Source organism: Fontimonas sp. FW305-C-3, from assembly GCF_058783185.1.
In genome coordinates, this window is record NZ_JBYSYK010000003.1 from 826,286 (window position 1) to 849,638 (window position 23,353).

Here is a 23,353-nt window from a genome sequence, read left to right on the forward strand (position 1 = left end):
CCCGGCAAGCTGCCAGGCTTCGAGCAGGCGCCGCGCGATCGCTTCCCTACAGGCGCCGGCTGACCGACACCACCAGGCCCTGACCATGCTCGGCCAGACCGGCCTGGCGGTGATGCAGCGCGGCGCGATAACGCTTCAGCGTCGCCATGCGCTTGAACGTCGCACGGCCCGGATACTGGACCAGTGCGAACTCATCCCACAGACCGACGCCGGGATCGCCGTCGTTGCCGATCAGCATCTGCTGGTAACGGCTGATGAAGAACGCCTTGGCGCCGAGGCTGTGCAGCACCTGGAACGCGACCTTGCCGTACAGGTAATACGCCGCCTTGCCGCTGATGCGCGGCCCCTGCTGACCGGCGTACTTGGCGTCCTTGCGGAAGCGTAGCCAGTTGATCATGACGATCGGCGTGTTCTGCTCGCGGTTGTCGATGAATTCCTCCATCGCCGCCTCGGTCGGCATCACCGTCGTACCCATGCCCGGCTCCGGCGTGTCCTCGGCGGCATTGTTGAACGGCACCCAGGGCAATACACGGCCCATCAGGCCAATCACCAGACGCGACACGCGCGGCTGTTCCGAAATCACTGCGACCTGCAAACCCTTCACACCCTGCAGAAGCTCTGCATGCAGGGGATCCTGCACATGCTCCAGCGCCGCGCCTCGACTGAGGAAATGCAGGCAACAGCAATATTGATACAGCTCGACACGACCGATCAGTACCTGTTGCTCTGCGCCCGTCCAGCGCAACAGGCCGTCATGCGTGCGCGCCAGCTTGGCGAGGCGCCGCGCCAGTCCGGCCGCTGCGCTGGCCGACTTGCAGCGGTACTCGTAGAACAGCACCACCGGCGGGTGATGCGGGCGCTCTTTGTACCTGGCGAGTTGGCTCGCGCTGGGGCTGGGGCTGATGGTCATGGATCTCCTCGATGCTCGATGACAGCCTGGCTTTGCGGTGCACTGTAAACGAGAAGCGGGGCGCGTCCTATGGCGAGTCCAGCGGCGGGCGCGGCAGATCCCAAGGCGTGCCGCGCAGCAGGCGCAGGCCATAGAAGCCACGCGCCGCTGGATAGCGCTGTTCCAGCGGCAGGGCGAATTCCGCATCGAGACCGGCGGCGACCGGCGTGGCGCGCTGCAGCCATGCACCGACGCCGCTGGCGGCAAGGCGCTGCTGCACCCGCGCCTGTGCTCCGGCATCGAGGGCGGCGTAGGCCTTGAGAATCTGCTCGCGACAGGCGACGCGATAGCGCACGACCGGCATCGCCGGATAGCCGGCGTCGTGCAACTGCAGATCGAAGCGCCGCATGCCGCGCGCATACGCATCGGCGTTGGCATCGAGATAGCGCAGGTAATCGCGACCGATCTCGCCGAACACGGGATTCCAGTCGGTACTGTCGAAATCCTCAAGCACCGCCTCGCCCTCGCGATCGGCGCGCGCATTCCACACGCGGCCGACCCAGGCGTAGACCGCCGGCGCAGTGTCGATCATCTGCTTCGCCGAATGCGGGTCGAGCGCGAAGTGGCGGAACATCGACGCGAAGTACGCGAAGTCGACGATGCTCGGCCGCGAGCCAAGCAGGAACGGCCGCGCGTCCAGCAGCTGGCCCAGCTGCACCAGCGTGCGTGCATACAAGGCCTGCACCGCGGGCTCGTTGTGCCTGCGCACACCGTCGCCGCGCACGAAGGTCAGGTACTGGCGCCAGCGCATGTACCAGCCCAGGCCGCTGGCGTTGTACAGCGTGTCGATCGACAGCTCGCGGCCGAGACGGCGGCGCAGCAGGCTGTGCGAATCGACGAACTGCCAGCGGTAATACATCGCCGGGCGCCACAGCCATTCGTCGGCATAGTCCTCGACCAGCAAGGCCATGAAGCGCTGCGCCGGATCGGCTGGATAGATCGACGGCTGGCCGTGGCGCGCATCGAGCCAGGCGATCATCGGCGTCGTGTCCTTCAGCCAGCGGCCGTCGGCGCACTGCATGGCCGGCACTTTCATGAAACCGGTCGCAGGAAGAACGATCTCGCGCAGGATGCGCGTGTTGATCTCGATGCGCTCGTGCGGAATCCGCGCGTAGCGCAGGTAGGCCTCAAGCTTGCCGCTGTAGTACGAGACGTCGGAGACGTAGGCCTTGTACTTGCCGGTTTCGCTCACCGCCTTACTCCGGGCGCACAGTCAGCGCGTCGCGCTTGAGGCGCGGAATGCGCAGCTGCATGGCCATCTCGCCGCCGACGCCCGCGAGCCAGCGGTCGACCGTCGTGCGCGCGGTGGCATCCAGTGCGCGATAGGCATCGATCGCGCGCTGCGCCATCCACAGGCTGTACGGCCGCGCGCTGAGACAATACGGCTGGCCCGCCATCGGCGCGGTGATCCGCCCCAGCGAGCGGCGCAGGCCGCGCCCCGGCTTGAGCTTGGGAATCGCCTGCTCGACTTCAGCGGCGGTGGCCGCCAGCTGCGGCCAGAACTCGCCGAAGATCGACGCGAAGACCGGATTGAGGGTCTCGGGCACGGCATCAGCGGCGAGAAACTCGCCGCTGCGCGCCTGCGGCGGATGCAGCATGCGCTGCACCCAGGCATGCAGATGCGGGCGCGGACCGACCAGCGTGCGCAGTGGATATGGATCGCGGCCCAGATGCGCATACAGCGGACCGATCAGACCATAGTCGCCGACGCTCGGCCGCGTGCCGAACAGGTAAGGATGCTGCGCGAAGTGCGTATCGAGCGCATCGCACATCGCGTTCGACCATTGCTCGATGATGGGATTCTGCGCGGGCTCGACACCGAGTGGCGGCAGGAAGGAACGCATTGCATCGGCGACCTTGTCGGCCAGCAGGTTCTTCACGAAGCGCGGCGCATACGGCAGCAGATTGTTACCGCCCTCGGGCCGGAAGATCGCCTTGAAGTTCTCCGGGAAGTTCCAGCGGTAATGCATTGCACTCGGCAGCCAGTACTCGTCGCCCCAGGCTTCGATCAGCAAGGCAGCGACACGCTGGCGCGGCGTGGATGGCAACACGGGCGCGTCCGGGTAACGCGCTTCGAGCACGTCGATGATGTCCGAAGTGTCCTGCAGCCACTCGCCCCGCGGCGTGACGACGACCGGCATCACCTGCGCACCGACGCGGCGCTTGATCTCGCGCATGTCGGCGAGCCACGGCCGCTTCTCGCGATGCGGGATGTCCTTGTAGCGCAGGTAGGCGCGAAGCTTGCCGCTGTACAGCGACATTTCCCAGCCGTACAGCGTGTGCGTGCCGCTCACTTCTGCAGCATCGTCTGCGCGCCCTTGACGAAGGCCTTGCTGGCGTCGCTGTCCTTGTCGAGCGACGGCAGCTTGACCGGAATCTCGATGCCCTTCAGGCAGGCCGGACGTGCGTGCATCGCATCGTTCCAGCGCTGCAGATGCTGCAGGCCGTCGATGCTGACACCGGACCACTTGTAAGTGCGCACCCAGGCCCAGTTGGCGATGTCGGCGATCGAATACGCATCGGCCAGCCATTCGCTCTCGCCAAGCCGGCGGTCGAGCACTTCGAACAGGCGCCGGCTCTCATTCTGGTAGCGATCGATGGCAGGCTGGATCTTTTCCGGGAAGTAGCGGAAGAACACATTGGCCTGGCCCATCATCGGACCGACGCCGCCCATCTGGAACATCAGCCACTGCAGGACTCGCGAACGGCCCCTGGCGTCCGTGGGCATCAGCTTGCCGGTCTTCTCGGCGAGATAGATCAGGATCGCGCCGGACTCGAACACCGCGAAGTTGTCGGCTTCGGTGTCGACGATCGTCGGGATGCGGCCGTTCGGATTGAGCTTCAGATAATCCGGCTTCTTCTGCTCGCCGCGCATCAGATCGATTGCGTGCACGGTGTACGGCAGCGCCAGTTCCTCGAGCGCGATCGAGGCCTTGTGGCCGTTGGGCGTGGAAGCGGTGTACAGCTCAATCATGGCCTGACCTCCGGCGATAGGGATGAACGGAGTCTAGCAATGAACTTTACATATTGTAACTAAGTGGTTCTACTACGCCTGTATATTCGCAAAGCCGACCTCGAATGGCAGGAAGCCGATGAAAGCAGAAAAGAAAACCGCGAGAAAGGCGCCTCAGCCAGCTCAGAAACGCGCGTATCTGTCGCGCGACGAGCGGCGCACCGCGCTGCTCGACGTCGCCGCCGCGGTGGTCGAGTCGCAAGGCTGGCAGGCACTGAGCATGATCTCGGTGGCCGAGGCCGCCAAGGTCAGCCGCCAGCTGATCTACCAGCATTTCGCCTCGGTCGACGAGCTGATGGCCGATACGATGTCGCACCTGTTCCGCAGCCGCTATGAGAGCATCCGCAGCGGCATCGCCGAGAATCCGACCGACCTGGTCGCGCTGCTGCGGCTGGTCGAGGAGCAGACCTTCGGCGATTCGCCGGAACGCGTCCGCGCGCTGTGGCAGATGCTCACCGCCACCTATTCAGACAATGTCGAGGCGCGTCGCATGGGTCAGCGCCTGCGCCATCTGCTGACGAAGATGTGGGCGCCGTTCATGCAGCAGCGCCTCGGCCTCGACGAGAAGCGTGCGCAAGCGCTGTCGTGGATGCTCAACATGGCATTCTGGGGCGCGCATCAGCTGGTCGAAGAAGGTGAATTGAGCCGCAGCGCGGCGCTTGAGCTGTTCAACGGATTGCTGCTGAGCCTGGACGACACGAAAGTGCCGCCCGCTCCGCGCAAGACCACCAAGACAAAGGCTTCCGGCAAATGAGTTCGTTCCTCCGCTACCGTCCTCTGCTCGCCGTACTGCTGGCCTGCTGCGCACCGCTGCATGCGGCCGACGCGCCGACGCCGGCCACACCGGCCGCGCAGCGCCCGAACATCGTCGTCATCGTCGCCGACGACATGGGCTACACCGATGTCGGTGCCTACGGCAGCGAAGTGCGCACGCCGACACTCGATGCGCTCGCCGCGCGCGGCGCGAAGCTGTCGAACTACCATACGGCGCCGCTGTGCTCGCCGTCGCGCGCAATGCTGATGAGCGGCGTCGACAGTCACGTCGCCGGCATCGGCAACCTGCCGGAGACGACGCCGCTGCGCCATCAGGGCAAGCCGGGTTATCTCGGTCACCTCGACGATCGCGTCGTCACGCTGGCAACCCGCCTGCACGACGCCGGCTACCGCACCTACATGACCGGCAAGTGGCACCTGGGCATGGAGGAGCGCGCGATGCCGCACAAGCGCGGCTTCGAGAAAGCGTTCTTCCTCGAGGCCTCCGGTGCCGACAACTGGGAGAAGCGCAGCTACCTGCCGATCTACGACGACGCGCCGTGGTTCGAGAACGGCAAGCCGGTGGATCTGCCCGACGACTTCTACTCGTCGCGCTTCCTGGTCGACAAGCTGTCCGAGTACATCGACAGCGGCGCCGGCGACGAGCGGCCGTTCTTTGCCTACCTCGGCTTCCAGGCCATCCACATTCCGGTGCAGGCGCCGCGCGCCTACGTCGAGAAGTACAACGGCGTCTACGACAAGGGCTGGGACCCGATCCGCTCGGCGCGCCATCAGCGCACCATCGAACTCGGCATGGTTCCCGCCGAGACCGCGCTTCGGCCGATGCCCGCCAGCATGCGCAGCTGGGATGCGCTGCCGCAGCCAGTGCGTGAACGGCTGGCGATGAACATGCAGGTCAACGCCGGCATGATCGAAGCGATGGACTTCCACCTCGGCCGCCTCATCGAGCACCTGAAGGCGAACGGTCAGTACGACAACACCGTCTTCGTCTTCGTCTCCGACAACGGCCCGGAACCGAACGATCCGCTCGACACGCCGGGCGTACAGGAGTGGCTGGACTGGGTCGGCTACTCGCTGGATGTGAAGACGCTCGGTGAGAAAGGCACTTACGCGTACATCGGTCCCGAGTTCGCGAATGCGGCGGCTTCGCCCTATGCCGACTTCAAGTTCTATGCGACCGAAGGCGGTCTGCGGGTGCCGATGATCATGGCCGGTCCGGGCGTCCCGGCCAGTGGCGTCGTCGATGCGCTGAGCTTCTCCTCCGATATCGCGCCGACCTTGCTGGAGATCGCCGGCGTCACCGCGGTCAATGCGCCGGGCAAGATCGTCATGACCGGCCGCTCGATGATGCCGGCGCTGCGCGCGCCCGGCACCAGGCTCTACGGCGAAGAGGAAGCGGTCGGCATCGAGACCGCCGGCAACGCCGCACTGTTCCTCGGCGACTACAAGCTGACGCGCAACCTGCCGCCGTATGGCGACGGCCAATGGCATCTATTCAACATCGTCCGCGATCCGGGCGAAGCACAGGACCTGTCGAAGGAGATGCCCGAGCAGTACCAGCGCCTGCTCGCCGCCTACGGCGACTGGTCGCAGCGTGTCGGCGTCCTCGAAGTGCCGCCGGGCTATTCGTCGGTGCGCCAGCTGTCGATCAATCACTTCCGCAAGCTGGCGATTCAGCGCGGCTGGATTGCCGGCCTGGTGCTGCTCGCCATCGTCCTGTTGATCTGGCGCTGGCGGCGTCGGCGCCGCGCGTCAGCTGCGTAAGGAGAGCATCAGCCCGCGGCTCGGCGGCACCTGGTTGTCGAGCATCGCGAGGTAGTTCCGCAGCACGGCGTCGCCGCCGCGCAGATGGACAACTTCGATCTGCCCGGCGACCGCTGCGGCGATGCGCGTGCTGGCGGCGAAGGTCTTCGGCAGCACCGAGCCGGCGCCCCACTCCTTCTCGCGCTGCGCGATGTGATTCGGCGCGAAGAACATCGTCGGCTTCGCGCCGGGCAGCTCGCCGCGCTTGCGCTGCGCATCCCAGTGCGTGGCGCCGACGATGCAGCTTTCCTTCACGTTATCGCCGAAATGCATATGCACCGCCGCGATGACCGGACCGGCGCCCGCCATGTCGACAAAAGCGGCTGGCTTGGCGGCGTCGAGGCGCTGGATGTCCGCGTAGCCGATCACCTCGTCGCAGATCTGCAGACCTTCGACAAAACCGCGATTGGCCGGCGAAGTCATGCCGATCACGCGCGGCTTGCTGCCCTTGTGTTCGCGCAACAACCAGGCCAGACCGAAACCGGTTTTCGACGAAGCGGAGCCAATCAGGATCTGCTCGGCGCCGAACCAGTCGTGCGCCAACAGGTAGTCGTAGAGGATGAATGAGGTCGCGAACAACGGGAACATCAGGCAGCGCTCGTCTTCGAGCGCCTTGAGCTGCGGTGCGTCGTTGGCTGTCCGGTAATAGAGGTTGTAGAGGCTCGGCAAGCCTTTGCGGTGCGGCGCGAAATCGAAGAATTGCGCGGGGCCGAGCTTGCCCGGGGTCAGCACGACCTCGCTCGCCATCGGCAGGAAACCCCAGACCCGCTCGCCGACGCCAAGCGCCGCGCAACGCGACTCGACCACGTCGGCAAAACCCCAAACCGGCACGATGCCCCACTCACCCTCGGCGGGGTAATAGCGCCAATAGCCAAGCATGTCGCCGGACAGCGCGTAGGTGATGTTGTTCGCGGTCAGCGCGAACTTGTCGATCGCCAGCCGCACGTCGCCATCGACAAGTGCCGCGGCGTCGCGTTCGACCAGCCTGGCCTTGCGCAGATCCTTGCGATCGACCCAGAGTTCCTGCGTCTTCATGTGCGTCTCCAGTTGTTCTACAGACCTTGTTCTATCGACGTCGTTTTATCAGCAGCGTTGTAACAGCTTCTTGACAGCGCCGTCTCCAGATCTTATTTACATGGTGTCCAAATCAATAAACCACGGCCACGCATGACTGACTTGTCGAAGCACCGGATCGATCCCCTGCCATTGGCCGGACTGCCGGGATCGTTTCGGTCGAAGGTGGCGATGCGCATTGCCAGCTCGCGCGATCCGCTATCGCGTCTGCTCGCGGGCGGCGCACTGGAGCTGTACTACGAAGTCGGCGATGCCCACTCGCAGCTGTGCGCCGCACTCGCGCGCCGCCTGCTGCCGCGCCTGAAGATCGGCCTGAACATCCGCCTGGTGCCGGCGCCCGATGCGCGCACCTATCCGGAGGAGACCCGCCAACGCGAGTTCGCGACGCTCGATGCGCAGCGCCTCGCACCCTGTCACGGCCTGCCGCCGCCCCAGGCGATCGCCGCCGATCAACGCGAAGCGATGGAAGCGCTGCTCGCACGCGCCGGCGACGCCGCGGCGTTTCTGGAGATCGAGCAGCGCTGCCTGCAGCAGCTCGCACAGGGCCAGCGGCTGGCGCCTGCTTCGACGGCGGAGCTCGCCCACAGCAAGGCGCTGCTGCACAAGCAGCGCAAACGTCGCGCAAGACTCGGCCATTACCTGCCCGCGATGTGGCAGTACCGCGGAGAATGGTTCTGGGCGCTGGATCGGCTGGAGTTTCTGCGCGCACGCCTGCAGGCCCATCGCGCGCTGCTCGGCGACATGTCGCTGTCGTCCATCGACGCCGGCCAGCTGCCGATGGCGCCGGCCATGCCCGACGCGCCGCTGGAGTTCTGGTTCAGTTTCCGCAGCCCTTATTCGTATCTTGCCGCCGTCGAACTGCTGCGCCGCCAGCAAAGGACGGCACGCGCACTGCAGGTGCGTCCGGTATTGCCGATGGTAATGCGCGGCCTGCCGGTGCCGCGCATCAAGCGCCTGTACATCGTCCGCGACGTCAAGCGCAGCGCGGATGCGCTCGGCATCCCGTTTGGCCACATTCATGATCCCGTCGGCTACGGCGTGCTGCGCCTTTTGACGGTCTATCCCTACGATGCCGACAGCGCGACCCAGCTGCGCTACTGCGCGATCGCCGGGCAGACGGTATGGGCCGAAGGCCTCGACGTCTGTCGCGACGATGTGCTGAAAAGCATCTTTGATCGCTGCGGGCTCGACTGGGCCGCTGCGGAACGCAAGCTCGCGCTCGGCACCGATACCCAGCGCGCCGAACTCAATCGCGATGCGCTGTTTGCGGCAGGCCTGTGGGGCGTACCCAGTTTCCGCGTCGGCGCGTTCGCGACCTGGGGACAGGACCGTTTATGGATGATCGAGCGGGCCCAGAAAGCTGTCGAGTAATTCATCCCCGCAGGGAAAGCCGGTCAATGCACCACTCGGCAGAGCCTGCGCCTTCGCACAGAGATCGCGCCAGACCCTGACCTGGAAAGTCTTGACGACGCTACGTGCCGGTGCGCCGCGCCACTCAAGCTCATACAACGCCTCGCCGCGATTGAATGCCGCTTCGTTCCAGCGCGTCTGCCCGTCTGCGCGACAACGCGTGTAAGCGTCGGCGTTCGCCCGCATCAAGGGGATGAAGCAGCTGCCGATCCAGGCCATCAGGGGCTTCAGGCTGTCATGCAGCGACAGCGCGCCTTCGCTGACCGCGTGATTGCCGTCCTCGATGCGCTGCAACCAGCTTCGCAAACCGGGCGCTCTCTCGCGCAGCCTGCGCTCCGACGATGGATCCGACATGTTCATGTTGAGCTGGCCGTACAGCGCGGCATCGGCCAGCGTGAAGCGCTCCCCGAGCAGATAGGCACGACCGTCCAGGGCATGAGCGGCGGCGTCGACCAGCTCATCCCAGGCACATTCGATGCGCGCATGCGTCGCCGGAAATCCCGGCCGGCCCGGCGGCGCTGGCCGGCCATCGTCGATCCCTTGCGCAGCGTCATGAGCGACCGAGAACAGATAGGGCAGACGGCGGATCTGCCGCGCCGAGAAGCGCCGGGCGATCAGTGGCCGCAGCGGCGGCAACAGCAGGCTGCGAAACTCCTGCGCGAGCCGGGCGCCGGCGGTGTTGTCGCTGTGCGAGACCACCCAGCGATGATGATGCACGAGGTAGAGCCCGACCTCATCCAGGGCCTCGTCGATCAACGCGCAGATGAACGCCAGCGCTGGATCTTCGGGAATCAGTGCCGGCATTCCGGGCGCGCGGGTCTCATCCAGCCAACCGGCGATACCGCTGCTGTCGTAGTGAACCGCGCCATCGGCCGTCATCAGGAACGGCACCAGCGGATATTCGTCGAGCGGATCGGCGACCGGCCAGCGACGCACGCTGCGCCGCCGCTTGGCCTGATCGAGACGGCGCATCAGATCCAGGTTCTCGAGCAACCCGCCGCCATCCGGCCGGCGCTGCACGACGCGCCCGCTCTGCCGGCACAGTGCCTCGATCTTCAGAAAGTACGGCGACAGCTGAGAGCCCCACAGGCTCATCGCAGCGGCGTCCATGCGTGCGCTCCATTTCCTTGGGCGTTTCCCGTTTGATTGTCCGGCCAGCGAACTATACTTTACACTGTGTCAATATTGTAAATGACGGGGGAGCTGTCATGAAACGTATCGTCAAGCTGGCATTCGCCACGATTGCAGTCGCCGCAGTCGGGGCCGGCGCGCTGAGTTATCCGCCGCTGCAGGACCGCCTCGTCGATCGCGCGATCCGCAAGCAGATGGACAACAGCAAGCGCCAGGCACTGTTCGCCGATGACGCGCTGCGTCTGCTGGTTTGCGGCAGCTCATCGCCGTTTCCGTCGGAAGACCGCGCGCGGCCATGCCTGGCGGTGATTGCAGGCGGCAAGTTCTACGCCGTGGATACCGGACCCGGCTCCTGGAACCGGCTGGCGCTGCTGCGCATCCCCGGTGAGCGGATCGGCGGCGTGATGTTCACGCACTTCCACTCCGACCACATCGGCGATCTTGGCGAGTTCAACATGCAGACCTGGGTCGCCGGTCGCCCTGCACCGCTGCAGGTCTATGGACCGGAAGGCGTCAGTCGCGTCGTCGCCGGCTACAGCGAGGCCTACGCGCTCGACAACGGCTATCGCGTCGCGCATCACGGCGCCGAGCTGCTCGACCTCGCGAAGGGGCAGATGCAGGCGCAGACGCTGGCGCTGTCCAGCGACGGCAGCCCGACGACCTTTCTGGAAGACGGCGATCTGAAGGTCAGCGTGTTCGCCGTCAGCCATGCGCCGATCTCGCCGTCCGTCGGCTACCGCTTCGACTACAAGGGACGTTCTCTGGTGATCAGCGGCGACACGATCAAGGACGCCCATCTGATTGCCGCCGCGAAAGGCGCGGACCTGCTGGTCCATGAGGCGCAGAACCAGGAACTGGTCGCGCGCCTGCGCGCCACCGCAGGAGAGCTGGGCCTGCAGCGCATGCACAAGGTCTTCGGCGACATTCCGGACTATCACACGAGCCCGGTCGAAGCGGCGCAGAGCGCCAACGAAGCCGGCGTGCCGCTGTTGCTGATGGTTCACCTGACGCCGCCGCCGGCGAACCGCTTCCTCGAGCGCATCTTCTTGCGCGGCGTCTCGGAGGTGCGCAAGGACGGCGTCGCGCTTGCACGCGACGGCATGCTGATCGAGATCCCGCTCGCTGGCGGCGCGGCGAAGATCAGTCAGCTGCGCTGAGCCTCGGCGCAGCCTCGGAAGGCGGGAAAGCGCGCAGCGTATCCCGCCGGCCAGGCCGGCGTTAAACGCGCTTGCGCAGCACCAGCATCGCGATCCCCAGACCGCCGAACAGGACGATCTCGCCGATCAGGGCCGGGCCGACGAGTTCGCGCATCGTCGTGTTGAGCAGGAAGAAGGCCACGCGCATCGCCGCGAACAACAACAGCGTCAGTGCCAGCGACAGCAGCAACTTCGACGTCGTCGCGCCGCTCAGCGCATCGCCCAGCACGCGGCCAAGACCGAACATCAGGCAGCCGCAGAACGCGGCGAGATAGTAACCAAGGCTGTCGAGCGGCAGCTTCAGCGCGGCACCGGCGAGATACGCTGCGGCGAGCGCGAGGAAACCGAGGCCGGCCCAGCGGAATGAAACGGCGCAGATGCGCAGCAGCTTGCTGGCGGCGGGCGAAGAGGTTGCGGTCATGACGATGCTCCACGATTGCGGCCCGTCATGCGGGCCATGAAATATTCCAGTACGGCCGGCGACAGGCGCTTGGTCCAGTAACCCGATCGCGCATCGCGGCCGACGACGACCAGGCGGCGATTGCGCCGCACGCCGTCGAGCGCCTTGCGGGCGACGGTCTCCGCCTCGAGATCGTTACGCTCGAACCAGTTGTCGATGAAGCGCCGCGTGCGCGGCGTGTCCATGCTGCCGAACAGGCGCAGCTTGCCGGCGATGGGCGTCTTGACGAAGCCTGGACACACGGTCGTCACGCCGATGCCGCTGCCATGCAGCTCGCCGCGCAGGCTCTCTCCAAATCCGACAACCGCCGCCTTGGTTGCCCCATAGGCGCCAAGCCCGGTGAAACCGACGAGGCCCGCCGCCGATGCGATGTTGACGACATGCCCGCCACCCTCGCCGCGTGCCGCACGCGCGAGCATGTCCGGCAGCGTCGCCTGCAGCACGCGGACGACGCCGAGCACATTGATGTCGTGCAGGCGCCGCCATTCCTCGAGCGGCACTTCCTGCACATTGCCGGCGCTGACGATCCCGGCGCAGTTGATGACCAGATCGGCGGCGGGTGCCAGACGCTTGATCGCCGGCGCGAGCGCCTGCATCTGTTCGTCGCTGGCGACGTCGGCGCTGAGCGTTTCGACCTCCGTGGCGCCCAGCCCCCGCAAGCGCTCCGCGGCGGACGCCAGCATCGCTTCATCGCGGGCGACGAGCAGCAGGCGCGCCTGCTGCCGCGCCAGCAATTCCGCAATCGCCAGGCCGATGCCGCTGGACCCGCCGGTGACGACGCACAACTTGCCTGTGAACTGCCCGCTCAAGCCCATCCCCAATATGACCAGATGACGGGCATTAGATGATCTTTATTTACATCATGTCAATATTTGAGCATCGTGCCGGCGAGAGCGAACGCAGCGGCGTCAGGATGGGGTGTCGTCGCTCTGGAACAGGCGCATGAATTTTGCGAACTCGAGCTTGCTGCCGGTCGTGACTTCAAAGTCGCGCAGCAGGCTGACGGCTGGGTTGCGCACCTGCGCCAGCATCTCCTTGAAGGCCTGCGCGGAAACCCGCACGACGATGTCCGCGTCCGGCCGCAACTCAGGCACGACCTCGCTCGCGCCGCGACGGATCAGGTAGGTGTAGCGCTCCGGGCTGTCGGTGAATTCGAATCCGACCGCGATCACCGTTTCCGCAGCAGCTTCGGCATCGAGATGTACCGCGAGCCCGTCGAACATTCGCGACAGCGGCATCTGCGCGAGCATCTCCGGCGTCGGCACGACGATGCGCTTGGGCAGCGTGAACTCGCCGGCCAGTTCGCGCGCCGACATCAGATACCAATGCCGTGCGTTCGGATTGGCCTCTGCCTCGCCCAGCGCACGCAACGCGGCAATCCGTGCCTGCTTGACGGCGACATGCCCGGGCTGCAGGCGCAGCACGGCGCTCGACAGTTCCAGCGCCCATTGATGATCGCCGGCGGCTTCGGCTTCCTCGGTCTGGCGCGCCAGCGCATCGAGACCACCGGCGAGCTTCGCCAGCTTCCGGGCCTGCTCCATCGGCGGCAAGGGCTGCAGCGTCGCTGCATCGCCGTTGAACCAGCCGAGGTTGCCGCTGTAGATGTTGCGTGCCGACCACGACGGCTTGCCGTAGAACTCCTGCAGATAGGGCGAGGCGGCCAGATGCGGCGGCAGCTTGATCCGCGCCGCGATCTCATCCGGCGTCAGACCGAGATTGATCATGCGCAGGGTCTGGTCGTAGAGATAGCGGATGCCGTCGCGATAGTCGGTCAGCGTGGCATCGATCAGCTGCTCGCCCTGCAGCGGCCGCGTGTGGCTCGGCACGACGATCTCGGCCTTGAGCGCGCGCATCCGGTCGATCGAATCGGCCCACAGGCGCGGATCGCGGTAGGACGTACCGCGGATCGTGTAGAGGTTCGGGAACGCCTTGTAGAGATTGTCGCCCGGCAGCAGGATGCGCCGCTCCGGCAGCCAGACGTACAGATGGTCTTCGGTCTCGCCGGGCGCATGGACGAGTTCGAAATGGATACCGGCGACCGTGTCCTCCAAGCGCTCGTCGAACTCGCGCGTCGGCCGCAGCATGCTGATCGTGCTGCCCTCGTGCAGATCCAGCTCGGGGCCGACGCCGACGTTGACCATTTCCTCCGGCGGCAGCTTCGCGCCGTACATGCGCAGCGAACGTCGCGTGATCGCCGTCTGCAGTTCGATCGAGGTCTTCTCCATGTTGCGGACCACGCCGCGCTGCGCGTAGACCGCGACATCGGCATTGCCGTCGGCGAACACCTTCGCACCGCCAATGTGATCCGGATGCGAGTGCGTGTAGATCAGCGCCTTGACCGGCTTGTCGGAGATCTTGCGGAACTCGGCGAGCACGGCCTGCGCGCTCTGCTCGGTCTCCATCGTGTCGACGATGATCAGGCCATCGCCGCCTTCGAGCATGATCGAGTTGGCGATGCCGTAGCCGATCGCGACATGCACGCCGTCCGCGACCTTGAAGACGCCGCGTTGGAACTCCGCGCCATGCGCGCGCAGGGCGTCGGGTGAGGTGACCGAAGCAGTCGGTTCAACCGCAGGTCGATTGCAGGCAGCCAGCAACAGCGAAAGCAGCCCCAAGGCTGCGGCAGAATTCAGACGCATGGTGCTCAGTTCAGGACGCGATAACCGCGGCCGCGCAGGCAGTTCTTGACGACGGCTTCCCGCTCGCTGGCGCCCTGCGTTGCGCCGCGCGCGCCGCCGAGCACACCGCCGACGCCGGCACCTCGGGCGACCGTGCCGCTATTGCCGACGATGGCGCCGAGCACGGCGCCGACTGCGGCGCCACCGACGGCCCCGGCACCCGCCTGCTTGCCGGTAGCGACCTGATCGCCGTAAGCCCGGCATTGGGCGAGGTCCTGCTCGTAGCGGACCATGTCGGTGTTCTGCGTGTCGATGATGGGACCGTCGCTGGCGCAACCCACCAGCGCAAGCGCGCCGATCAGGGCGACGGCCGCTGCCAGGGAAATCTTCAGCTGAGGCATGGGACCTCCGGCTCTACAGGGGTCCTTGGAAAATACCACGACCTACCACGACGCGCCGATCAGGTTTTCGGCAGCGTCACGCCGGTCTGACCCTGGTACTTGCCACCGCGATCCTTGTACGAGGTCTCGCAGATCTCGTCGGATTCGTAGAACAACATCTGCGCAACGCCTTCGTTGGCGTAGATCTTTGCCGGCAGCGGCGTCGTATTGGAGAACTCCAGCGTGACGTGGCCCTCCCACTCCGGCTCCAGCGGCGTGACGTTGACGATAATGCCGCAGCGCGCGTACGTGCTCTTGCCCAGGCAGACGACCAGCGTGCTGCGCGGAATGCGGAAGTATTCGACCGTGCGCGCGAGCGCAAACGAATTCGGCGGAATGATGCAGACATCCGCCTTGACGTCGACGAAGGATTTCTCGTCGAAGTTCTTCGGATCGACGATCGTCGAATTGATATTGGTGAAGATCTTGAACTCGTTCGCGCAGCGCACGTCGTAGCCGTAGCTCGACGTGCCGTAGGAAACGATCTTGTGGCCGTCGACATGCCGCACCTGACCGGCCTCGAACGGCTCGATCATGCCCTGCGCCGCCATGCGGCGTATCCACTTGTCAGCTTTGATGCTCATAGTCCGGCGTCGCCAGTTTTTCGGAGATGTTGAAGGTTCATGAGGGTCGACCCGATCAGTCGTCCGAGATCACGATCTGCGGCGAATCGGCCAGCGGCGTGCCGTAGGCCAGGCGCGCCGCGGTCTTGCGCGCGATGTCGCGGTAGCGCAGCGCGATGTCGGAATCCGGCTGGGCGACGACGGTCGGCGTGCCGCTGTCCGACTGCTCGCGGATGCGGATATCGAGCGGCAGCTGCCCGAGCAGTTCCACCCCGTACTGCTCGGCCATGCGCGCACCGCCGGCACTGCCGAAGATCGCTTCGTGATGGCCGCAATTCGAGCACTCGTGCCAGGCCATGTTCTCGACGATGCCGAGCACCGGCACTTCGACCTTGCGGAACATCTGCAGGCCCTTGCGCGCATCGAGCAGCGCGATGTCCTGCGGCGTCGTGACAATGACCGCACCGCTGACCGGGATGCGCTGCGACAGCGACAGCTGGATATCGCCCGTGCCTGGCGGCAGATCGATGATCAGATAGTCGAGATCGTTCCAGCGCGTTTCGCCGAGCAGCTGATTGAGTGCTTGAATGACCATCGGCCCGCGCCAGATCATCGGCTGTTCTTCGTCGATCAGGAATCCGATGCTCATCGCCTGGATGCCGTGGGCGACGATGGGATTCATGTTCTTGCCGTCCGGCGACGTCGGCCGCGCATCGGTGCCGAGCATGCGCGGCTGGCTCGGGCCGTAGATGTCGGCGTCGAGGATGCCGACGCGCGCGCCTTCGGCGTGCAGCGCGAGGGCCAGATTGGCGGTGACCGTCGACTTGCCGACGCCACCCTTGCCGCTCGCCACCGCGATGATGTTGCGGATCTGCGGCAGCGGCTTGAGGTTGTTTTGCACCGCCTGTGCGCTGACGTTCCAGGACAGATGGATATTGACCGGAGCCGACTCGTTGAGGCTCAGGCTGCGCAGCAGATGCTGGTTCAGGCGCGAGGCGAAGTCCGCCGCATAGCTGGCGATCGGAAAGGCCAGTTCCAGCGCGACATCGACACCATCACCGCTGAGTTCCGCGCGCTGGATCGTGTCCGCGGCCACCAGGCCCTTGCCGATCAGCGGATCGACGAATTGTTCCAGGGCATCGAGCAGGTTCTGACGGGTCAGCGGCATGGTCGCGGGGTCATACGGTGGGCGCGCAGTTTAGCCCGCCGCAACAAAAAACGGCGGACCGAAGTCCGCCGTTCCGGTTTTGAGCCAGCCCGGTCTTACTGACCGGTGTACAGCAGCGTGTTCGGCGAACCGGTGCCCGGGTTGGTCACCTTGCCCAGGGTCGCGGCGCCGACCAGCGCATCGACGACTTCATCCGGCGAGGCCGACGGATCGGCACCGAGCACCAGCGCAGCAGCGCCCGCCACGTGCGGCGAGGCCATCGAGGTGCCGCTGATGGTGTTGGTGGCTGTATTGCTGGTGTACCAGGTCGACGTGATGTCGGTGCCCGGCGCGAAGATGTCGACGCAGGCGCCGAAGTTGGAGAACGACGAGCGGGCGTCGGTGTTCATCGTCGCACCGACCGTGATCGCCTCCGGCACCTTGTTCGGCGAACCCGTGCAGGCGTTGGCGTTGTCGTTGCCGGCGGCCACCGCGAAGCTGACGCCTGCGGCAATCGCGTTCTGCACCGCCGTGTCCAGCGCCGGCGAATCACCACCGCCGAGCGACATGTTCGCCACAGCCGGCAGCTGTGCATTGGCCGTCACCCAGTCGACGCCGGCGATGACGCCGGAATTCGCACCGCTGCCGTTGCAGCCGAGCACGCGCACCGGAATCACCTTGGCCGCCTTGGCGACGCCGTAGGTCGTGCCGACCGCCGTGCCGGCAACGTGCGTGCCGTGGCCGTTGCAATCGGTCGTGTTGGTTGCGACCGGCGCCGGGCAACCCAGGCCCAGCAGCTGGCACAGGATGCTGCCGTTGGTGTTCGGCGCGAAGTTGCGGCCCGCTTCGACACGACCCGCGAAGTCGGTATGCGCGGCATTCAGGCCGGTGTCGATCACATAGACGCGCACGCCGGCGCCCGCCTGATCGGCGTAGACATAGGTGCCGTTGAGCGGCAGGTTGCGCTGGTCGATGCGATCCAGACCCCAGGTTGCGCCGGTCTGCGTCGCCGACGCGCTGACGATCTGATCCTGCTCGACGAGCTTGACCAGCGGCAGCTTGGCCAGCGCGGCCGCCTGCGACGCCGTCATGCGCACCGTGAAGCCGGTCAACGCGTGCTCGTACTGAGCCACCACTTCACCGCCGCCGACGACGGCGAGCACCGACTGCACCAGGCCGCTGATGCCCAGGCGCGATTCAGGACTGCCGGCCAGCGGCGACTTCAACACGACGATGTACTGGTTCTTGATCAGGTTCGGTGCGGCTGCGGATGCGGAGCCGATCGACAGGCCCATCGTCACCGCAACTGCAGCCAGGCCGGCAAGCAGCTTCTTGGTCGTAAACATTGTGTGGGGGTCCCCTTCTATCTAGGTTTACGTCGACGCACCGGAACTCCGGCGAGGATCCGTCCCCTGCCTCCGGCACCGACGGCCCGAAGCTATGTTTCGTCCCAGTAACTAAGCAACGGGGATTTTCCGTGCCCAACGGCATGTCACTGATTTAGCGGCGCCTTTTCCGCATTTTTGTAGGTCGCGCCTGACAAGTTCCTGGTGGTTTTTACCTAGAAGTCGCGCAAAAATTCCCCCCATATGGGGGGTATATTGGCCGCTGCGCCCACCTGCGAAAGCCCCGAGCAGCACCCCTTGGCATTCAGGGCTGCGCGAGTCCACTTTTTGCGACGGTTCACCATAGGCCGCGTGCGATAATTTGCGGTTCTGTCAGTCGAAACCCAACGAATACTTAGCCATGTCCCGCAAGATCCTGGTCACCAACGCACTGCCCTACGCCAACGGCCCGCTGCATCTCGGCCACATGGTGGGTTATGTCCAGGCCGATATCTGGGTGCGCTACCAGCGCATGCAGGGCAACACGGCGCACTACGTCTGCGCCGACGATGCGCATGGCACGCCGATCATGCTCGCCGCCGAGAAGGCCGGCGTTACGCCCGAAGCCTTCATTGATGCGATCCGTGCCGAGCATGAGCGCGACTTCGCCGACTTCGGCGTGGCCTTCGATCACTACCACTCGACGCACTCGGAAGAAAATCGCCAACTGTCCGAGCGCATCTACACGCGCCTGCGCGACGGCGGCGCGATCGCCCGGCGTACGATCAAGCAGCTGTTCGATCCGACCAAGCAGATGTTCCTGCCGGACCGCTACATCAAGGGCGAATGCCCGAAATGCGGCAGCGCCGATCAGTACGGCGACAACTGCGAAGTCTGCGGCGCCGCCTACGCGCCGACCGACCTGAAGAATCCGCGTTCGGTCGTGTCCGGCGCGACACCGGTGCTGCAGGACTCCGAGCACTACTTCTTCGAGGTCGGCAAGTTCCAGGCGCTGCTGCAGGACTGGCTCGCCAACGACGTCGCCAACCCGGCGGTCAAGGCCAAGCTGCGCGAATGGTTCGACGCCGGCCTGCGCGACTGGGACATCTCGCGCGACGCGCCCTACTTCGGCTTCGCGATTCCCGACGCGCCGGGCAAGTTCTTCTACGTCTGGCTCGATGCGCCGATCGGCTACATGGCGAGCTTTGCGGCGCTGGCGAAGAAGAAAGCGATCGACTTCGACGAATACTGGAGCGCCGGCGCGACGAGCGAGCTGCATCACTTCATCGGCAAGGACATCGTCAATTTCCACGGCCTGTTCTGGCCGGCCATGCTGCACGGTTCCGGCCACCGCACGCCGACCAAGCTGCACGTCAACGGCTACCTGACGATCAACGGCGCGAAGATGTCGAAGTCGCGCGGCACGTTCATCCGTGCGCGCACCTATCTCAATCATCTGCAGCCCGAGTACCTGCGCTACTACCTCGCCGCCAAGCTCGGCGCCGGTGTCGACGACCTCGATCTGAATCTCGAGGACTTCGGCAACCGCATCAACAGCGACCTGGTCGGCAAGTACGTCAACATCGCCAGCCGCTGCGCCGGCTTCATCGAGAAGCGCTTCGGCGGACGCCTGGCGCTGCAGCTGCACGATCGCACGCTGTTCGATCGCTTTGCCGCGAAATCGGATGCGCTTGCAGCGCTGTTCGAGGCCGGCGAATACGCCGCCGCCGTGCGCGAAATCATGCTGATGGCCGACGAGGCCAATGCGCAGATCCAGCAGCTCGCGCCCTGGACAATGGCCAAGGATCCGGCGCAGGCCGAGGCGCTGCATCAGGTCTGCACGACCTTCCTCAACCTGTTCCGCCAGCTGACGCTGCTGCTCAAGCCGATCCTGCCGGGCATTGCCGCGCAGGCCGAGAGCTTCCTCGGCGTCGAGCCGCTGGTCTGGGCGGACCTCGGCCAGCCCTTGCTCGATCACCCGATCCGCGTCTACGCACCGCTGGCGACGCGCGTCGAGGCAGCGGCGGTGACTGCGATGCTCGCCGAGGAGGCCGCGACGGCTCCAGCCGCTGCCACAGCCGTTGCTGCACCGGCCAAGCCTGCGAAGGCGGAAGCCGCGGCACCGGTGGCTGCAACGGATGCCGCGACGATTTCGCTCGAGGACTTCATGAAGGTCGACCTGCGCATCGCGCGCGTCGCGGCTGCCGAACATGTCGAGGGCGCCGACAAGCTGCTGCGCCTGCAGCTCGATCTGGGCGAACTGGGTCAGCGTCAGGTCTTCGCCGGCATCAAGGCGCACTACGCGCCGGAGCAGCTGCTCGGTCGCTTCGTGCTGATGGTCGCCAATCTCGCGCCGCGCAAGATGAAGTTCGGCATGTCCGAGGGCATGGTGCTCGCCGGCAGCGACGAGTCCGGCCTGTCCGTGCTGTCGCCGGACAAGAACCTGCAGCCGGGCAGCAAGGTGAAGTAAACCGATGCGCGCCGTCTCCGCACGCAGGGTTCCGGTGTTGATGGCGGCGCTGCTGGCATTGACCGCGAGCCTGTTCAGCGGCCTGTCACCGCTGTCCGCGGGCGTGAGTGCCGCGGCCCTTTTTCTGCTGGGCACACCGGTGCTCGCCGCCTTGCAGGAACGCCTGCAAAGCCTGCCGGCGCTGCTGGGCGCGGCAGGCTTGATCCTGCTGGTGCTGCTCGGAATTCTTGGCTGATGCAGGCGCAGACCGACAACACCGCGCTTGCCGAGCGTGCAGCCCGCATCGACCGAGAGCTGCCGCAGACCCAATGCGGACAATGCGGCTACAACGGCTGCATGCCTTATGCGACGGCGATTGCCGAAGGCAGTGCCGAAATCAACCAGTGCCCGCCGGGTGGCGAGCGCGGTATCGCGAGACTGGCGGCGCTGCTCGGCCGTGCGGTGCTGCCGATGAATCCGGCCAACGGTGTGCCGAAGACCGCGACGACGATCGTGCGCATCGACGAAGCCCGCTGCATCGGCTGCACCAAGTGCATCCAGGCCTGCCCGGTCGATGCGATTGTCGGCGCCAACCAGCTGATGCACACGGTCATCCGCGCGCATTGCACCGGCTGCGATCTGTGCCTGCCCCCCTGCCCGGTGGATTGCATCGTGATCGAGTCGGTCACTGCGCTCGCCGGCGAACAAGAAGAGCGCGCCTTTGCCGACCGCTCGCGCGGACGCTATCTCGCCCGTGGCGCACGCCTGCAGCGCGACGCCGAAGCAGCCGAGGCCGCGCGCCGGCGGCGACGTGAGCTGCTGAATCAGGGAGCGGCGACAGACCTGGCCGCGCCGGCCGTCGATCCGGTGACCGCAGCGCTCGCCCGTGCCCGCGCCAGGAAGGCATCGACCCCGGACCAGGGCGCTTGAATCCGAACACTGGCAGCACAGCGGCGATGCGCTCGCTGTTGCTCGCACTCGTCCCCGGCGTCATCGCGCAAACCGTCGTCTTCGGCTCCGGCACCTTGCTGAATCTGCTTCTTTGCGCGGCAGCTTGCGTCGCCGTCGAGTTCATCTGCCTGCGCATCCGCACACGCGCCACCATGCAGCAACTGCGCAACGCGTTGGGCGATGGCAATGCTTTGCTGAGCGGCTTGCTGCTCGGCCTGGCACTGCCGGCACAGGGTCCCTGGTGGCTGCCGCTACTCGGCGCCGTCCTGGCGATTGCCATCGGTAAACATCTGTTGGCATCCCATGGCGCCAGCCCGTTCAACCCGGCCATGGTGGGCTTGGCCCTGATTCTGCTCTGTGTGCCGCAGGCAATGACAAGCTGGCTGCCCGCCATCGATGGCCTGTCCTCGGCAACGCTGCTCGATCACGTCCGCACCGAACTGCATCTGGAGCGCACGCTCGGCGAAATCTTTGCAGGCACGAGCCTGCATGAGCACGGCGAGGCCTGGATCAATCTGGCATTTCTCGCCGGCGGACTCTGGCTGCTGCAGCGACGGTTATTGCCCTGGCAGATTCCGCTGGGCGTCGTCGCCGGCGTCGCGTTACCGGCGCTGCTGTTCTGGGCGGGCGATACGAGCCGGCATCCCTCGCCGTTGTTTCACCTGTTCTCCGGCAGCACGATGCTCGCGGCGTTCTTCATCGCGACGGCGCCGCCATCGAGTCCGCGCACTGCAAAGGCTCGACTTGCTTACGGCCTGGGCATCGGTGCGACGGTCTATGCGGTGCGCAGCTGGGGCGCGTACCCGGACGGCATCGCGTTCGCGGTGCTGCTGCTCAATGCCGCCGCGCCAGCACTCGATCGTTGGACGATGCCCTCGCGACCGCGCTGGCCATTGCTTGGCGCGGCGCTGTCGCTTGCAGCGCTGGCAACGCTAACTGCGCTGCTCATCGAGCGACATCGCGCCAACACGCTGCCCGATCTCGCCGAACTGGGCGTCGGTGACGGCACTGTCGCTGGCTTCGAGACCGTCCAGGATTCGCCGCTTGGCGCGCTGAAGCTGTATCGCCTCGAGCAGAACGACGCGCCTTACGGCGTGATTTTGCGCACACAGACCGAAGGCTACGCCGGCGAGGTCGATGTCCTGACCGCGATCCATCGCGATGGACGCATCATCAGCGTGCGCGTCCTGCATCACGACGAAACCCGCGGCATTGGCGATCGCATCGAAGCGGCGCGCGATCCCTGGATTCTCGGCTTCAGCGGCCGTTCTCTGGACGATGCGGCGGTCGATCAGCTCAGCGGCGCAACGGTCAGTGCCCACGCGGTCAGCACTGCGGTTCAGCGCTCACTGGAATACTTCGCCGCGCATCGCGACAATTCACCCACGCCATGAATCCAGCCAAACGCCACGCTATCTACACGCGTCTGCGCGCAGCCAATCCGACGCCGACGACGGAACTGCACTACTCGTCGCCGTTCGAGCTGCTGGTGGCCGTCGTGCTGTCCGCGCAAGCCACCGACGTCGGCGTCAACAAGGCCACTGCGCGCCTGTTTCCCGTCGCGAATACGCCGGAGGCGATTTTTGCGCTCGGCGAGACCCGCCTGCGTGAATACATCAAGACGATCGGCCTTTATCAGACCAAGGCGAAGAATGTCATCGGCCTTTGCAAAGCGCTGATCGAGCAGCATGACAGCGAAGTGCCGCGGTCACGCGAAGCCCTGGAAGCGCTCCCCGGCGTGGGCCGCAAGACCGCGAATGTCGTGTTGAACACCGCGTTTGGTGAAGCCACGATTGCGGTCGATACGCATATCTTCCGCGTCGCGAACCGCACCGGCCTCGCGCCGGGCGCCAATGTTCGCGCGGTGGAAGACAGACTCGTGAAGTTCACGCCTGCCGAGTTCGCGCGCGATGCACATCACTGGCTGATCCTGCATGGCCGCTACGTCTGCAAGGCACGCAAGCCGGAGTGTTGGCGTTGCAGCATCGTCGACCTCTGTGAGTTCAGGCAGAAGACGCCGAGCCCAGACCCGGCGCCGGTTATCGAATAG

The 23,353-nt window shown here is 65.7% G+C and carries 22 protein-coding genes; 9 read left to right on the plus strand and 13 right to left on the minus strand.

Features of this window, described 5'->3' with window-relative positions:
- Positions 1-46 precede the first annotated feature (46 nt).
- The 4 genes from AC3WUF_RS15260 to AC3WUF_RS15275 all read right to left on the minus strand — a co-directional run bounded on the left by AC3WUF_RS15260 (position 47) and on the right by AC3WUF_RS15275 (position 3,923).
- The gene (locus tag AC3WUF_RS15260) at positions 47-910 is read right to left on the minus strand and encodes a DUF1330 domain-containing protein (protein WP_492427066.1); all 864 of its coding nucleotides are present in this window, start codon (positions 908-910) and stop codon (positions 47-49) included.
- Between the two features lie 67 nt (positions 911-977).
- Positions 978-2,141 carry a glutathione S-transferase family protein gene (locus tag AC3WUF_RS15265; protein WP_492427068.1) on the minus strand — a complete coding sequence of 388 codons (1,164 nt, stop codon included), beginning with the start codon at positions 2,139-2,141 and terminating at the stop codon, positions 978-980.
- A gap of 4 nt (positions 2,142-2,145) precedes the next feature.
- A complete protein-coding gene (locus tag AC3WUF_RS15270; RefSeq protein WP_492427070.1) occupies positions 2,146-3,243 on the minus strand; it encodes a glutathione S-transferase family protein in 1,098 nt (365 codons plus the stop codon).
- Positions 3,240-3,923 carry a glutathione S-transferase family protein gene (locus AC3WUF_RS15275; RefSeq protein ID WP_492427072.1) on the minus strand — a complete coding sequence of 228 codons (684 nt, stop codon included), beginning with the start codon at positions 3,921-3,923 and terminating at the stop codon, positions 3,240-3,242. Before AC3WUF_RS15275 ends, AC3WUF_RS15270 begins: the two co-directional genes overlap by 4 nt.
- Positions 3,924-4,041: 118 nt before the next feature.
- Between AC3WUF_RS15275 and AC3WUF_RS15280 the strand changes: the two genes are divergently transcribed.
- Positions 4,042-4,716 (plus strand): TetR/AcrR family transcriptional regulator, encoded by a 675-nt coding sequence (locus AC3WUF_RS15280; RefSeq protein WP_492427074.1) that lies wholly within the window; start codon positions 4,042-4,044, stop codon positions 4,714-4,716.
- On the plus strand, positions 4,713-6,500 hold the full coding sequence (locus tag AC3WUF_RS15285; protein WP_492427076.1) for an arylsulfatase: 1,788 nt from the start codon (positions 4,713-4,715) through the stop codon (positions 6,498-6,500). Before AC3WUF_RS15280 ends, AC3WUF_RS15285 begins: the two co-directional genes overlap by 4 nt.
- Here AC3WUF_RS15285 and AC3WUF_RS15290 read toward each other — a convergent pair.
- The gene (locus AC3WUF_RS15290) at positions 6,489-7,574 is read right to left on the minus strand and encodes a DUF2855 family protein (RefSeq protein WP_492427078.1); all 1,086 of its coding nucleotides are present in this window, start codon (positions 7,572-7,574) and stop codon (positions 6,489-6,491) included. The genes AC3WUF_RS15285 and AC3WUF_RS15290 overlap by 12 nt on opposite strands.
- A 210-nt stretch (positions 7,575-7,784) precedes the next feature.
- On the opposite strand from AC3WUF_RS15290, the gene AC3WUF_RS15295 reads away from it, so the two are divergent.
- Positions 7,785-8,984: a DsbA family protein gene (locus tag AC3WUF_RS15295; RefSeq protein WP_492427080.1), complete on the plus strand. Its 1,200-nt coding sequence runs from the start codon at positions 7,785-7,787 to the stop codon at positions 8,982-8,984.
- Here AC3WUF_RS15295 and AC3WUF_RS15300 read toward each other — a convergent pair.
- The gene (locus AC3WUF_RS15300) at positions 8,946-10,133 is read right to left on the minus strand and encodes a glutathione S-transferase C-terminal domain-containing protein (protein WP_492427082.1); all 1,188 of its coding nucleotides are present in this window, start codon (positions 10,131-10,133) and stop codon (positions 8,946-8,948) included. The two genes, AC3WUF_RS15295 and AC3WUF_RS15300, sit on opposite strands and share 39 nt — an antisense overlap.
- A gap of 98 nt (positions 10,134-10,231) precedes the next feature.
- Between AC3WUF_RS15300 and AC3WUF_RS15305 the strand changes: the two genes are divergently transcribed.
- Positions 10,232-11,311 carry an MBL fold metallo-hydrolase gene (locus AC3WUF_RS15305; protein WP_492427084.1) on the plus strand — a complete coding sequence of 360 codons (1,080 nt, stop codon included), beginning with the start codon at positions 10,232-10,234 and terminating at the stop codon, positions 11,309-11,311.
- A 61-nt stretch (positions 11,312-11,372) separates the two neighbouring features.
- On the opposite strand, the gene AC3WUF_RS15310 is transcribed toward AC3WUF_RS15305, so the two are convergent.
- The 7 genes from AC3WUF_RS15310 to AC3WUF_RS15340 all read right to left on the minus strand — a co-directional run bounded on the left by AC3WUF_RS15310 (position 11,373) and on the right by AC3WUF_RS15340 (position 17,924).
- Positions 11,373-11,771, minus strand: a complete 399-nt coding sequence (locus AC3WUF_RS15310) for a hypothetical protein (RefSeq protein WP_492427086.1) — start codon at positions 11,769-11,771, stop codon at positions 11,373-11,375.
- Positions 11,768-12,619 (minus strand): SDR family NAD(P)-dependent oxidoreductase, encoded by an 852-nt coding sequence (locus tag AC3WUF_RS15315; RefSeq protein ID WP_492427088.1) that lies wholly within the window; start codon positions 12,617-12,619, stop codon positions 11,768-11,770. Before AC3WUF_RS15315 ends, AC3WUF_RS15310 begins: the two co-directional genes overlap by 4 nt.
- 99 nt (positions 12,620-12,718) lie before the next feature.
- Positions 12,719-14,449 (minus strand): alkyl sulfatase dimerization domain-containing protein, encoded by a 1,731-nt coding sequence (locus tag AC3WUF_RS15320; RefSeq protein WP_492427090.1) that lies wholly within the window; start codon positions 14,447-14,449, stop codon positions 12,719-12,721.
- A 5-nt stretch (positions 14,450-14,454) separates the two neighbouring features.
- On the minus strand, positions 14,455-14,829 hold the full coding sequence (locus AC3WUF_RS15325; RefSeq protein ID WP_492427092.1) for a glycine zipper family protein: 375 nt from the start codon (positions 14,827-14,829) through the stop codon (positions 14,455-14,457).
- Positions 14,830-14,888: 59 nt separating this feature from the next.
- Complete coding sequence (dcd, locus tag AC3WUF_RS15330; protein WP_492427094.1) at positions 14,889-15,452, minus strand: dCTP deaminase; 564 nt, start codon at positions 15,450-15,452, stop codon at positions 14,889-14,891.
- Positions 15,453-15,507: 55 nt separating this feature from the next.
- Positions 15,508-16,599, minus strand: coding sequence for an iron-sulfur cluster carrier protein ApbC (gene apbC, locus AC3WUF_RS15335; protein WP_492427096.1), 1,092 nt, complete (start codon positions 16,597-16,599; stop codon positions 15,508-15,510).
- A gap of 95 nt (positions 16,600-16,694) precedes the next feature.
- The gene (locus AC3WUF_RS15340; protein WP_492427098.1) at positions 16,695-17,924 is read right to left on the minus strand and encodes a S8 family peptidase; all 1,230 of its coding nucleotides are present in this window, start codon (positions 17,922-17,924) and stop codon (positions 16,695-16,697) included.
- A 400-nt stretch (positions 17,925-18,324) separates the two neighbouring features.
- Here AC3WUF_RS15340 and metG point away from each other — a divergent pair, with 400 nt between their 5' ends.
- Genes metG through nth form a run of 5 tightly spaced genes read left to right on the plus strand, consistent with a single transcriptional unit; the run spans position 18,325 to position 23,353 of the window.
- Entirely contained in the window at positions 18,325-20,373 is a 2,049-nt protein-coding gene (gene metG / locus AC3WUF_RS15345; RefSeq protein WP_492427100.1) for a methionine--tRNA ligase, read from the plus strand.
- 4 nt (positions 20,374-20,377) lie between these two features.
- On the plus strand, positions 20,378-20,608 hold the full coding sequence (locus AC3WUF_RS15350; RefSeq protein ID WP_492427102.1) for a hypothetical protein: 231 nt from the start codon (positions 20,378-20,380) through the stop codon (positions 20,606-20,608).
- Positions 20,608-21,282 (plus strand): RnfABCDGE type electron transport complex subunit B, encoded by a 675-nt coding sequence (locus AC3WUF_RS15355; protein WP_492427104.1) that lies wholly within the window; start codon positions 20,608-20,610, stop codon positions 21,280-21,282. The genes AC3WUF_RS15350 and AC3WUF_RS15355 overlap by 1 nt, the downstream gene beginning before the upstream one ends.
- A complete protein-coding gene (locus AC3WUF_RS15360; RefSeq protein ID WP_492427106.1) occupies positions 21,279-22,697 on the plus strand; it encodes an RnfABCDGE type electron transport complex subunit D in 1,419 nt (472 codons plus the stop codon). Before AC3WUF_RS15355 ends, AC3WUF_RS15360 begins: the two co-directional genes overlap by 4 nt.
- Complete coding sequence (nth, locus tag AC3WUF_RS15365; RefSeq protein WP_492427108.1) at positions 22,694-23,353, plus strand: endonuclease III; 660 nt, start codon at positions 22,694-22,696, stop codon at positions 23,351-23,353. The genes AC3WUF_RS15360 and nth overlap by 4 nt, the downstream gene beginning before the upstream one ends.

What these genes read in the sequence shown, in the direction of transcription:
- AC3WUF_RS15260 (WP_492427066.1), bottom strand. Translation starts at nt 910, where the DNA reads ATGACCATCAGCCCCAGCCCCAGCGCGAGCCAACTCGCCAGGTACAAA.
- AC3WUF_RS15275 (WP_492427072.1), bottom strand. Translation starts at nt 3,923, where the DNA reads ATGATTGAGCTGTACACCGCTTCCACGCCCAACGGCCACAAGGCCTCG.
- AC3WUF_RS15280 (WP_492427074.1), top strand. Translation starts at nt 4,042, where the DNA reads ATGAAAGCAGAAAAGAAAACCGCGAGAAAGGCGCCTCAGCCAGCTCAG.
- AC3WUF_RS15285 (WP_492427076.1), top strand. Translation starts at nt 4,713, where the DNA reads ATGAGTTCGTTCCTCCGCTACCGTCCTCTGCTCGCCGTACTGCTGGCC.
- AC3WUF_RS15290 (WP_492427078.1), bottom strand. Translation starts at nt 7,574, where the DNA reads ATGAAGACGCAGGAACTCTGGGTCGATCGCAAGGATCTGCGCAAGGCC.
- AC3WUF_RS15295 (WP_492427080.1), top strand. Translation starts at nt 7,785, where the DNA reads ATGCGCATTGCCAGCTCGCGCGATCCGCTATCGCGTCTGCTCGCGGGC.
- AC3WUF_RS15300 (WP_492427082.1), bottom strand. Translation starts at nt 10,133, where the DNA reads ATGGACGCCGCTGCGATGAGCCTGTGGGGCTCTCAGCTGTCGCCGTAC.
- AC3WUF_RS15305 (WP_492427084.1), top strand. Translation starts at nt 10,232, where the DNA reads ATGAAACGTATCGTCAAGCTGGCATTCGCCACGATTGCAGTCGCCGCA.
- AC3WUF_RS15310 (WP_492427086.1), bottom strand. Translation starts at nt 11,771, where the DNA reads ATGACCGCAACCTCTTCGCCCGCCGCCAGCAAGCTGCTGCGCATCTGC.
- AC3WUF_RS15320 (WP_492427090.1), bottom strand. Translation starts at nt 14,449, where the DNA reads ATGCGTCTGAATTCTGCCGCAGCCTTGGGGCTGCTTTCGCTGTTGCTG.
- AC3WUF_RS15325 (WP_492427092.1), bottom strand. Translation starts at nt 14,829, where the DNA reads ATGCCTCAGCTGAAGATTTCCCTGGCAGCGGCCGTCGCCCTGATCGGC.
- dcd (WP_492427094.1), bottom strand. Translation starts at nt 15,452, where the DNA reads ATGAGCATCAAAGCTGACAAGTGGATACGCCGCATGGCGGCGCAGGGC.
- apbC (WP_492427096.1), bottom strand. Translation starts at nt 16,599, where the DNA reads ATGCCGCTGACCCGTCAGAACCTGCTCGATGCCCTGGAACAATTCGTC.
- AC3WUF_RS15340 (WP_492427098.1), bottom strand. Translation starts at nt 17,924, where the DNA reads ATGTTTACGACCAAGAAGCTGCTTGCCGGCCTGGCTGCAGTTGCGGTG.
- metG (WP_492427100.1), top strand. Translation starts at nt 18,325, where the DNA reads ATGTCCCGCAAGATCCTGGTCACCAACGCACTGCCCTACGCCAACGGC.
- AC3WUF_RS15350 (WP_492427102.1), top strand. Translation starts at nt 20,378, where the DNA reads ATGCGCGCCGTCTCCGCACGCAGGGTTCCGGTGTTGATGGCGGCGCTG.
- AC3WUF_RS15355 (WP_492427104.1), top strand. Translation starts at nt 20,608, where the DNA reads ATGCAGGCGCAGACCGACAACACCGCGCTTGCCGAGCGTGCAGCCCGC.
- nth (WP_492427108.1), top strand. Translation starts at nt 22,694, where the DNA reads ATGAATCCAGCCAAACGCCACGCTATCTACACGCGTCTGCGCGCAGCC.